Source organism: Nocardia sp. NPDC058114, from assembly GCF_042884695.1.
Lineage (GTDB): Bacteria > Actinomycetota > Actinomycetes > Mycobacteriales > Mycobacteriaceae > Nocardia.
In genome coordinates this window covers 1-11136 of the sequence record NZ_JBHVTK010000024.1, presented here as the reverse complement: position 1 = coordinate 11136, position 11136 = coordinate 1, and the positions used below count along the sequence as shown (strand labels likewise).

Annotated in this window: 11 protein-coding genes; 2 read left to right on the top strand and 9 right to left on the bottom strand. The window is 68.7% G+C overall.

Annotated elements, in window-relative coordinates:
* Nucleotides 1-140 precede the first annotated feature (140 nt).
* Nucleotides 141-1751 (bottom strand): chaperonin GroEL, encoded by a 1611-nt coding sequence (groL, locus tag ACFVVI_RS35570; protein WP_378996934.1) that lies wholly within the window; start codon nucleotides 1749-1751, stop codon nucleotides 141-143.
* Between the two features lie 84 nt (nucleotides 1752-1835).
* On the bottom strand, nucleotides 1836-2135 hold the full coding sequence (groES, locus tag ACFVVI_RS35565) for a co-chaperone GroES (protein ID WP_056818214.1): 300 nt from the start codon (nucleotides 2133-2135) through the stop codon (nucleotides 1836-1838).
* A gap of 367 nt (nucleotides 2136-2502) precedes the next feature.
* Between groES and ACFVVI_RS35560 the strand changes: the two genes are divergently transcribed.
* Complete coding sequence (locus ACFVVI_RS35560) at nucleotides 2503-3981, top strand: Hsp70 family protein (RefSeq protein ID WP_387449407.1); 1479 nt, start codon at nucleotides 2503-2505, stop codon at nucleotides 3979-3981.
* A 69-nt stretch (nucleotides 3982-4050) separates the two neighbouring features.
* Here ACFVVI_RS35560 and tsaD read toward each other — a convergent pair whose 3' ends face one another.
* From tsaD to ACFVVI_RS35525, 7 genes are all read right to left on the bottom strand, one after another.
* Nucleotides 4051-5097: a tRNA (adenosine(37)-N6)-threonylcarbamoyltransferase complex transferase subunit TsaD gene (gene tsaD, locus ACFVVI_RS35555; protein ID WP_378996940.1), complete on the bottom strand. Its 1047-nt coding sequence runs from the start codon at nucleotides 5095-5097 to the stop codon at nucleotides 4051-4053.
* The gene (gene rimI, locus ACFVVI_RS35550) at nucleotides 5094-5588 is read right to left on the bottom strand and encodes a ribosomal protein S18-alanine N-acetyltransferase (protein WP_378996954.1); all 495 of its coding nucleotides are present in this window, start codon (nucleotides 5586-5588) and stop codon (nucleotides 5094-5096) included. Before rimI ends, tsaD begins: the two co-directional genes overlap by 4 nt.
* Before the next feature lie 29 nt (nucleotides 5589-5617).
* Nucleotides 5618-6310, bottom strand: a complete 693-nt coding sequence (gene tsaB / locus ACFVVI_RS35545; RefSeq protein WP_379313877.1) for a tRNA (adenosine(37)-N6)-threonylcarbamoyltransferase complex dimerization subunit type 1 TsaB — start codon at nucleotides 6308-6310, stop codon at nucleotides 5618-5620.
* Nucleotides 6311-6375: 65 nt separating this feature from the next.
* On the bottom strand, nucleotides 6376-6831 hold the full coding sequence (tsaE, locus tag ACFVVI_RS35540; RefSeq protein ID WP_056818220.1) for a tRNA (adenosine(37)-N6)-threonylcarbamoyltransferase complex ATPase subunit type 1 TsaE: 456 nt from the start codon (nucleotides 6829-6831) through the stop codon (nucleotides 6376-6378).
* On the bottom strand, nucleotides 6824-7900 hold the full coding sequence (locus ACFVVI_RS35535; protein ID WP_387449402.1) for an alpha/beta fold hydrolase: 1077 nt from the start codon (nucleotides 7898-7900) through the stop codon (nucleotides 6824-6826). Before ACFVVI_RS35535 ends, tsaE begins: the two co-directional genes overlap by 8 nt.
* Nucleotides 7897-9060: an alanine racemase gene (gene alr, locus ACFVVI_RS35530; protein WP_378996956.1), complete on the bottom strand. Its 1164-nt coding sequence runs from the start codon at nucleotides 9058-9060 to the stop codon at nucleotides 7897-7899. Before alr ends, ACFVVI_RS35535 begins: the two co-directional genes overlap by 4 nt.
* 44 nt (nucleotides 9061-9104) lie before the next feature.
* Nucleotides 9105-10553, bottom strand: coding sequence for a bifunctional ADP-dependent NAD(P)H-hydrate dehydratase/NAD(P)H-hydrate epimerase (locus ACFVVI_RS35525; protein ID WP_387449399.1), 1449 nt, complete (start codon nucleotides 10551-10553; stop codon nucleotides 9105-9107).
* A gap of 72 nt (nucleotides 10554-10625) precedes the next feature.
* Here ACFVVI_RS35525 and ACFVVI_RS35520 point away from each other — a divergent pair, with 72 nt between their 5' ends.
* Nucleotides 10626-11048 (top strand): plastocyanin/azurin family copper-binding protein, encoded by a 423-nt coding sequence (locus tag ACFVVI_RS35520; protein ID WP_378996949.1) that lies wholly within the window; start codon nucleotides 10626-10628, stop codon nucleotides 11046-11048.
* Nucleotides 11049-11136 lie beyond the last annotated feature (88 nt).

The window sequence follows — 11136 nt, the reverse complement described above, 5'->3', positions numbered from 1 at the left end:
GGCGTAGGCGACGAAGGAGCAAGCCCCGGTGGCTAACCGGCGGCCCCTCAGGGCCGCGACTCGAGCGCGCCAGCGCTCCAACAAACAAGAAGGGCCCGCCGCCGATCACATGATCAGCAGCGGGCCTTCCGTTTACCCGATCAGTGCGAGTGACCGTGGTGGCCGTGGTCGTCGTCGGCCTCGGCCGGCTTCTCCACGATGGCGCTCTCGGTGGTCAGGATCATCCGCGCGACCGAGGCGGCGTTCACCACGGCGGAGCGGGTCACCTTGACCGGGTCGACGACACCGTCGGCGAGCAGGTCGCCGTAGGTCAGGGTGGCGGCGTTGAAGCCTTCCTTGCCCTCGGAGACCTTCGCGACCACGACGGCACCGTCGAGGCCGGCGTTGGTGGCGATCCAGTACAGCGGCGCCTCGAGGCCCTTGCGAACCACCTCGACACCGACGGCCTTGTCGCCGGCGAACGAGTCACGCAGCTCGCCCAGTGCGGCAGCGGCGATCACGAGCGCCGAACCACCACCGGGGACGATGCCCTCCTCGACCGCGGCCTTGGCAGCGGCCACCGCGTCGTCGACGCGGTACTTGCGCTCCTTGAGCGCGGTCTCGGTGGCAGCGCCGACCTTGATCACCGCGACGCCACCGGCCAGCTTCGCCAGCCGCTCTTCGAGCTTCTCGCGATCCCAGTCGGAGTCCGAGGCTTCGATCTCGCGACGCAGCTGCGCGCTGCGGCCCTTGATGTCCTCGTCGGAGCCCGCGCCGTCGATCAGCACGGTCTCGTCCTTGGTGACGACGACGCGACGCGCCTGACCCAGCTGCTCGATGGTGGCCTCGCGCAGGGTGACGCCGAGATCGGGGTTGATCACGGTGCCACCGGTGACGACGGCCAGGTCGTCGAGGAACGCCTTGCGACGGTCACCGAAGAACGGCGCCTTCACGGCGACGGCCTTGATGGTCTTGCGGATCGAGTTGACCACCAGGGTGGACAGCGCTTCGCCGTCGACGTCCTCGGCCACGATCAGCACGGCCTTGCCGGACTCGGCGATCTTCTCGAGCAGCGGCAGCAGATCGGGCAGCGAGCTGATCTTGTCGCGGTGCAGCAGGACGTAGGTGTCCTCGAGCACGGCCTGCTGGGTCTCGGGATCGGTCTGGAAGTAGGGCGAGAGGTAGCCCTTGTCGAACTGCACGCCTTCGGTGATGACGAGTTCGGTGTTCGTGGTCGAGGACTCCTCGACCGTCACGACGCCGTCCTTGCCGACCGTGGTGAGCGCCTTGCCGACCATCTCGCCGATTTCCTCGTCACGTGAGGAAACGGTGGCGACCTGGGCGATGGCCTTCTCGCCGGAGACGGGAGTGGCCAGCGCGAGCAGCACTTCCGACACCTTCTCGGCGGCAGCGGCGATGCCCTGGCCGAGGGTGATCGGGTTGGCGCCCGCGGCGACGTTCTTCAGGCCGCCGCGCACGAACGCCTGGGCCAGCACGGTGGCGGTGGTGGTGCCGTCGCCCGCGACATCGTTGGTCTTGGTGGCGACGCTCTTGACGAGCTGTGCGCCGAGGTTCTCGAAGGGGTCCTCGAGGTCGATCTCACGCGCGATGGTGACACCGTCGTTGGTCACGGTGGGGCCACCGAAAGCCTTGGCCAGCACCACATGCCGGCCGCGGGGGCCGAGGGTCACCTTGACGGCGTCGGCCAGCTTGTCGACACCGCGTTCCAGAGCCCGGCGAGCCTTTTCGTCGAACTCGATCTGCTTGGGCATAAGAGGATTCAGCTCCTGTTTGTGAACGCAATCCGCCCCGGGCCTGTGAAGACGCCGGGGCGGAACGCTGATGCGGCGTTGGCCTTACTTGGTGACGACGGCCAGGATGTCGCGCGCCGAGAGGATGAGGTATTCCCCACCCTGGTACTTGATCTCGGTGCCGCCGTACTTGCTGTAGATGACGACGTCGCCTTCCTTGACGTCGACCGGGATGCGGTCACCCTTATCGGTGACGCGGCCCGCTCCGACGGCAATGACGGTGCCCTCCTGCGGCTTCTCCTTGGCCGTGTCCGGGATGACCAGGCCGGAGGCCGTCGTCGTCTCGGCCTCGTTGGCCTGGACGAGGATCTTGTCCTCGAGCGGCTTGATGTTCACGCTCGCCACGTTGAGCCCTCCACTTTCAGGGGAAATTCGGTTGTCCGGAACTGGTGTCCCGGACCGGGTTTCGGTCAGCTCGCGACCCTGCGCACAGCCCCGTCGTCGCGGGTGCCGGAGCCGAAGCCCAGAAGTCGACTTGGCACTAGTACAGCTACGCAATGCCCATCTAGTACGTGCCGACTAGCACTCTATACGCGAGAGTGCCAGCACTCAAGGTCGGGTTCTGCCGACGTCGCATTTTCGACACGCCCACACTGGCCAGTGATCTTCACATCGCCTGCCACAATCTGTAACGTTCGCATAACAGGCTGTGACATAGCACAGGAAGGCGCCATCCGCTCGGAGAGCACCATCGGCTTGAAGGGAGGTGAACATGCGAACATCCCTCGGCATCTCGGCCGGGAACGAGGTGGTGTGCTCGGCATTGGTCGCGACGGGGCCCGCGGGCGAGCAGACTTTCGACTACCGGGTCGTTTCCGCAGATGAGGCACATTCCGACCTCGGCGATCTAGTGTCGTCCTCGATCGAATTGATGACCACCCAGCTGCCGGTGTCACAGGTGGCGATGGCAGGCGAACCGCTCGGGCGCTACTCCGGCGGCCACCGTCGCGCCGACTCGGCGCGATCACGTCCACCGACCAGCGTCGCTGTCGCCTACCGCAACAAAGAACAGGCACAAGCCATTCGGGCCGCCACCACGCGCCACCGTGATCTGCGGCTCGTCACCGAGGGCGCCGCCGCCCTCGCCTATCTGCGCCACACCGGACTGCTCGACCGCTACCCCACCGTCGCCGTGATCGACCTGGGCGCGACCGGACTCACCGTCACCGTGGCCGATTACACCGACAACGTGGTGCTGCACACCGAACGCACGCCGACGCTGAGCGGCAACGCGATCGACGAGCTGATCTACCACCACCTGGTCGACCTGCACTACGCCCGACGCGGCACCCGGCCCAACCGCACCACACTGACCAACCGCGGCCGCGCGGCCAAGGAACACCTGTCGCTGGCACCCGTCGTCACCATCGATCATGTAGCGGGACAGGGATTGGAGCTCACCCGTCCCGATTTCGAGGAGCTCATCGACGGCCTCCTGCGCAATATCGCGCTGTTCTCGTCGTCGGTGTTCACCCGCGCGCCGAAGTACCCCGACGCCGTCGCCGTGATCGGCGGTTGCGCCAATATCCCGTGTGTCATCGACATTCTCGAATCGCGCCTCGATGTCCCCGTGCTCACCGTGCCCGACCCGGAGGCCGTCATCGCCAAGGGCGCGGCGCTGGTCGCCGACGCCGCGGCACCGTCCGGACTGCCGGGCGGTGGGCACGCCGACGCACCGAGTGGCACCTTCGCCAAGGTCGTCGGCACCCTGGTCGGCGCGGTCGTGGTGGTCGGCCTGGTGATCGGCTACGGCGTGCAAGCAGTGTCGCCCGATGCCCCCGACGTGACTCCCGCCGGCACGAGCAGCACCGTGCGTCAATCCCCGTTACCGCCGGTGCCCTCCCCGGCACCCACCCCCGCCAATCGCGAGAGCACCGAACGCACCGGCGCCACCGTGGCACCGCCCGCGACCGAAGCACCGAATGCCACCACCGGGGCGCCGAGCACGAACGCCGCCACGCCCTCCGCACCCACCTCGACAACGGCCCCCACCCTGCGCCCCGATCCGAACCTCCCGCAGATTCCCTACCCCGAGTCTCCGCTCGGCCCCCTGGACAGCGGCTCCTCCGGTGGCGGCAGACAGCGTCCCTCCACTCCCAACACCTCGCCCACGCAGGCCCCCGCCAACAGCACCCTCCCGATTCCGTCGGCCACCACGACCGACGAAATCCCGTTGCCGCCAGCCGATTAACGCGCGCACCGCGCCGGGTGGACCGGTGGCGGGTTCTTCAGGGTGCCGTGCGACCAGGCAGGACGGGTGCTAGCCGCGCAGGGCGCTCACCGAGACCGGCAGCCCGGGATCGGTGGCGACAGTCAGTTCCGCAGGCTGCGCGCCCGCCGCGATCACATGCGCGCCCAGCGCGGCGATCATCACACCGTTGTCCGTGCACAGCCGCGGCTTGGGCACCCGAAGCGTCAAACCCGCCGCAGCACACCGCTCTTCGGCCAGTGATCGAATGCGCGAGTTCGCGGTGGCGCCGCCGCCGAGAACGATCGTGTCGACACCGACGTCGGTCGCCGCCCGGACAGCCTTCATCGTCAGCACATCCGCCACCGCCTCCTGAAAGGACGCGGCGATATCGGGAATCGGCAGCTGGTCGGGCGTGATGCCCTGACGCTGCGCGGCCTCGACATAGCGGGCCACCGCGGTCTTGAGACCGGAGAAGGAGAAGTCGTAGCGCGCGTCACGGGGCCCGGTCATCCCACGAGGAAAGGCGATCGCCCGCGCGTCACCGGAGCCGGCGGCAGCGTCGAGGGCTGGCCCACCGGGATAGCCGAGACCGAGCAGCCGCGCGACCTTGTCGAACGCCTCCCCGGCGGCATCGTCGACGGTGCTGCCGAGTTCGGTGATCGGCTCACCCAGATCCGTGACCTGCAACAGGTGGGTATGCCCACCGGACACGAGCAGCGCCACCGCGGGCGGCATCGGCCCGTGCTCGAGCGTATCGACCGCCACGTGCCCACCGAGGTGGTTGAGCGCGTAGAACGGCACGTCCCACGCCGCCGCATAGGCTTTGGCCGCGGCCACCCCCACCAGCAGCGCACCGGCCAGCCCCGGCCCGATGGTGACGGCGAGCGCGTCCGGCTTGCTGATCCTCGCGGTCGCCAGCGCACGACGCATCGCGGGCACGATCGCCTCGAGATGTGCGCGCGAGGCGATCTCGGGCACCACGCCGCCGAAGCGGGCGTGCTGGTCGACGCTCGAGGCCACCTCATCGGCGAGCAGCTCGACGGAGCCGTCGGAATGACGGCGCACGATGCCGACTCCCGTTTCGTCGCACGAGCTTTCGATCCCCATGACGATCACGACAACACCTCGTCCTGCCGGCCGCGCGCGGCCCATTCATCGGCCGCGGCGGTGAGTTCCGGACGGCGCATGGTGTACGCGTCGGCCCCGCTGGGGTGGTAGTAGTTCTTACGCAGCCCGATGATGTGAAACCCGTGCTTGGCGTACATCGCGATGGCGGGCGCGTTGTCTGTGCGCACCTCGAGGAACACCGGCCCGCCGCGTTCGGCCGCCGTCGCCAGCAGCGCTTCGAGCAGCAGCGTGCCGATGCCGCCCCGGTGACAATCCGGGTCGACGCCGATCGTGTGCACCTCGGCCTCGGGATGGGCGTCGTCACCGAGCAGCGCGATGCCCGCGTAGCCGACCATCACGCCGTCGGCGGTGCGCGCGGTGATGTAGCGGTTGTGCCCGCCGGCCAGCTCGGACCGGAACGACACCGCCTGCCACGGGTCGTCCTCGGGAAACAGCAGGTGCTCGAGTTCGACGCAGCGGTCGATGTCGGGCAGCGTCATGGGAGCGATCAGGTACTCGGTCACGGCACTCACGCCCCGGTCCGGTCGAGGGTTCGGAAGCTGTTCTCCACCGCATCGGGCCTGCGCAGATACAACGGCACCAGCGCTTGCGGTGTCTGTCCCGCCAGCAACGCCGGCGCCGCGACAGTGACCAGCCCGGCAGGCGAGGGCGTCTCGCTGGGCAGCACCGGCAGATCGAAGAAGTCCACGTGCGCGGCCGACCCGGCGATCGCCGCGGCGTCACCCACCGGCACGTCGACAGCCTTGTTCACCTCGGGACCGGCGACCCGCGCCCCGTTCAGATACTTGGCCCAGTACACCTCGCGCCTGCGCGCGTCGGTGACCACCAACAGCTCGCCGGGATCTCGCTTCTCACCGATGGTGTCGGCGGCGATGGCGTCGAGACTGCACACCCCGTGCACGGGTAACCCGAGCGCGTCACCGAAGGCGGCCGCGGTGGCCATTCCCACGCGTAGCCCGGTGAACGGTCCGGGTCCGAGCCCGACGACGACCGCGTCGAGCTCGTCGCGGCGCACCCCCGCCGCGGCTAGACACTCCAGGATCTGCGGGGTGAGGACCTCAGCGTGCGCGCGGGCGTCGACCTTCACGCGGGCAGCGAGCGTCGCCACGGCGGGGCGGGTGCCGGGTTCACCGGCAGGTGACAGGTGCACCAATCCCGCTGTAACGGCGGGTGTCGCGGTGTCGACTGCTAGTACGAGCATGATTGTCTCAACAATACCGGGTGGTATCGGCGCTCGGCGCGCACCGGTGCGCGCATGATCGCGCGTTATTCGATCCATTCCCAGATCGCCGTGCGCACATCGGATTCCGGCTCCCGGGCGAGTTGCACTCGCAGGTGCCGGTCAGCGAGGTGTTCGACGACCCCCTTGCCCCATTCCACGACGACGACCGCGTGGTGCAGGTCGGTGTCGAGGTCGAGCGAGTCCAGTTCGTCGAGGTCGCCCGCGAGGCGGTAGGCGTCGACGTGCACCATCGCCACCCCGGGCGTGCCGTCCGGCCGCACTCCGGCCTTGTGCGCCCGCGCGATGATGAACGTCGGCGAGCTGACCCGGCCCGCGACACCGAGTCCGGCGGCGATTCCTCTGGTCAACGCGGTTTTACCGGCGCCGAGCGGGCCGTCGAGCACGACCAGGTCACCCGGGCGCAGGGTGGCCGCCAGTTCGCGGCCGAATGCTTCGGTGTCCTCGACAGTGTCGAGAACGCGCTGGTGTGGGTCAGCCACCGACGGCCTCCTCGCCGCGGCTGCCGATGATTCCCGCCCGCGCGAGCAGCCGGTCGAGTGCGGCCAGGCTCACCTCGGGGAACTGCAGGTGCGGCATGTGCGCCGCCTCACGCACCCGGACCAGTTCGCTGCCCGGTAGTTCCGCCGCCAGTTCGCGGGAATTGCGGAACGGGATCACCACGTCGTGCGCACCACCCAGAATCAAAACCGGCAGTTCGCCCAGGACGGGCAATGCGGCTGACTCGTCGTGCAACTCAATCGCTTTCAGAAACTTTTCGATGGTGCCGACGGGCGTGCGGTCGATCATCATCGTGGTGAAGCGCGACAGCGTCGGACTCACGGGGCCGTGGAACGAGCTCACGTGCAGGATCGGCGTCACCACGTGCTTGCTCGCGCTGCGGCTGAACTGCACCAGCGTCGGCGCGGTCCGCACCGCCAGCTTGAAGCCGTCGACCGCGGGATGCCGAACCAGTTGCGAGATCCCGGTCGCGGTCACCTCCGCGGCGGCGGTGCTCAGCAGCCCGACCGCGCGCACCCGCGTGGCGAACAGTTCGGGGAACTGCGCGGCCGCCGCGAGCACGGCCATTCCGCCGAGCGAATGCCCGACCAGCACCACCGGTCCTGTCGGCGCGCACTCACGGATCACCGTGGCGAGGTCGCGGCCGAGCTGGGCGACCGTGCAGCTCTCGGTACTCGGCGTGCCGGAGCGTCCGTGCCCGCGCAGATCGAAGAACACCATCCGCACCCGCGACCCCCACTGCCGCGCGAGATCGCGGCGCTGGAAGTGGAAGGACTCCATGCTGTTGCAGAAGCCGTGCACGAAAACGATCGTGACCTCGGCGGAGTCGTCGCCGTAAGTGCGGGTGGCCAGCGACACACCGTCGTCGGCGAGCACCATGCCCGGTTCGTCCTCGTCGATCAGGGCGAAGTTCTCGTCGCGGTATTCGTCGCGTTCGGCGGGCCACATCACCCGCGCGCCGATCTGGCGCAAGGTATGGGCGATGGCGAGGCCCGCGAGCAGGCCCGCGGTCGCCAGGCCACCGCGCCGGATCACCGTGCGCCGGGTCATCGGCCGGTACCCACGTAGCGGCGGACCACCCGGCCGCGCGGCGCGCAGACGACCTCGTAATCGATCGTGTCCAGCGCCCGCGCCCAGTCGAGCGCGTGTGGCTGTCCCGCGCCGCCGCCGAACAGCACCGCGCGGTCGCCCTCCCGCACGCCGCCCGCGTTGTCGCCGAGGTCGACCATGAACTGGTCCATGCACACCCGCCCGACATTACGGTGCCGGGCACCGCCCAACCACACCTCGAAACGTCCACTGAGCGAACGGAATACGCCGTCGGCGTATCCCGCGGGCACCAGCGCGATCGTGGTGTCGCGCGGTGCGATCCACCGGTGCCCGTACGACACGCCTTCCCCTGCCGCCACCTGTTTCACCAACGCGACCTCCGCTTGGAATGTCATCGCGGGCTTCAGACCGAATTGTCCGAGCTCCGGAATGGGCGAAAGCCCGTACACCGAAATACCCGGCCGGACCATGTCGAACCGCAGATCTGGTCTGGTCAAGGTGGCCGCCGAATTCGACAGATGAACGAGTTCGGGTTCGAGACCGTGCTCTTTGGCCAGCGCGATCGCCTCGACGAACCGATCCCGCTGCCGATCCACCATCGGATGCCCCGGCTCATCGGCGTGCGCCAGATGGGAGAAGATCGCCCGCAACCGCACCACCTGCGCGTCGACGAGCCCCCGCACAGCCCGCAGGACCTGCGGATACTCGGTCACCGACACCCCGTTGCGGTTGAGCCCCGTATCCACCTTCAACGTCACCGTCGCGGTCTGCCCCGCCGCCACCGCGGCCCGCTCCACCGCCCGCAACTGCGCCAGCGACGACACCCCGATCTCGAGATCGCCCGCCACAGCACCCGCGTAATCAGCGTCGACAGTATTGAGCCAGCACAGCACAGGAGCCGTGATCCCCGCCGCCCGCAAGGCCAGCCCCTCGCCCACGGTGGTCACGCCGAGCTCCCGAGCGCCCGCCCCCAACGCGGCCCGAGCCACCTCCACCGCCCCATGGTTGTACCCGTCAGCCTTGACCACCACCATCACAGCAGCCCCGTGCGCGTACTCCCGCAACACCCGCACATTGTGAGCAATGGCATCCAAGTCGACGACCGTCTCCACTTGCGCATTCACACCCCCGATCGTGCCAGGACCCGCCGAATCCGCCATACGTGGGGCGTCCTGGGACGACCACTGCTCGGCTTCGTCCCGGGCTACCAACCCTCGTCCCCACCAACCTCCCGCAAAACCCGCACCGCGCCCCGAACATGCCCCAGCAACGGCGTAGCGGAAACAGGAGCCCCCGCCGCCCGACCCTCATGAGCAGCCAGATTCGCCGCCAAGGCATGTGCCCGAGCCCCCGCAGCCGCAGCCCACCCCGCCGCACACCCCGCGGCGAGCAACGCCCCGATGATCCCCGACAGCACATCCCCCGACCCCGGCGTAGCCGCCCAATCCCCACCTGCGTCATTGACCAGCGTCGGCTGCCCCGGCGAAGCGACAACCGTCGCCCGCCCCTTGAGCAGAACCGTCACACCCCACTCATCAGCCAGCCTTCGCACCGCCCCCACCCGATCCGCCCCCACCGCACCACCGGTCAGCCGAGCGAATTCCCCCGCATGCGGCGTCAGCACCGTCACCCCGGATCGCCCCCGAACCAGCCCCGGTTCCTCGGCAAGAATCGTCAACCCGTCCGCGTCCACCAACACCGGCAGATCAGTACCCAGCACCTCGGCCAACCGATCCCGGGCCCCCGGATCAGTGCCACCCCCCGGCCCGAACACCCAGGCCTGCACCCTCCCGGCCTCCGAAATCGACGAACTGGCGACAACTTCGGGAAACTTCTCCAATACCGCGGTATCGGACCCCACATACCGAACCATCCCCGAGGTCGCCACCACCGCGGCGCCCGTGCACAACACCCCCGCCCCCGGATACTTCGCACTGCCCGCGCAAACCCCCGTCACTCCCTGACTGTATTTGTCGTCAGCAGGCCCCGGCACCGGCCACCCGGCCCCCACCGCTCCTGGATCGAGCTGTACCAGCCCAGCCTCTGGAAGGCGTAACCCGATCGGCACCAACACAATTCGCCCACACTGGGGCACAGCCAACGCATGTACCGGCTTGTACGCACCGAATGCCACCGTCACATCCGCCGTCACCGCGGGCCCATCCACCGCCCCCGTATCCGGATCGACTCCACTGGGCAGATCTGCCGAGACAATCGGAACATCCAGGGCAGCAACTATTTCCGCCGCCCCGGGCCGCAAAGGCCCCCGTCCGGAAATCCCCACGATCCCATCGATCACCAGATCGACACCATCGAGCCGATCGACCACCCGGCCCCCAGCTGCCCGCAACGCAGCAAGCCCTTCCCGATGCGCCCGTTCAGGATTCAGCAGAACAACCGACACCCGGACGCCCCGACGCCGTAGGAAGGCACCCGCCCACAACGCATCCCCGCCGTTGTCCCCCGACCCCACCAGCAGTCCGACGGTTCGCCCGACCACGCCCCCGGTCAGCGACCGCAATTCGTCGACAACCACCCCGGCCAGTCCGAAGGCGGCCCGCCGCATCGGCATTCCCACGGGCACCCGCGTGAACAGCTCGGCTTCCGCCGCCCGCACCTCGTCGACTGTGTAATAGCCACGTCGATCCGACATAGTCGCCTCCCAGCCGCCCGAAAACGGGCCGCCGACCGGCCCGGGGTCGCTCGCAGACTACGCTCCACACCCATGTCGATGGTTCGTCACCGCGCCGCATCCGCCCGGTTTGCCGCCGGATTAGTCGTGGCCGCCGCCCTGTTGTCCGCCGGCTGTTCCGGCGACTCGGGAAACGCCGCCACCACCACAACCCGCAAACCCCGCCCGGTCACCACCACGACCACCCAACAGCACGCGCCGACCAACCTCACGGTCGAGGTCGGCAACATGAAATACGCCCCCGCCGACGCGACCATCAAGGTCGGCGAGACGGTGACCTGGAAGTTCTCCGACAAGGTCCCGCACAACGTGCAGGGCATCGGCGACAAGGCGATGGGCCTCAACAGCCCCATCTTCGACAAGGGCGAATGGTCCTACACCTTCACCCAGCCCGGCACCTACCGCTACATGTGCACCCTGCACCCCGACATGCGCGGATCCATCACTGTGTCTTAGGAGCGCTGGCGCGCTCGAGTTCGCGGCCCCGCCGGTCCCGTCGATCAGGCACCGTTGCTTGCTCCTTCGTCGCCTACGCAACGGCGCC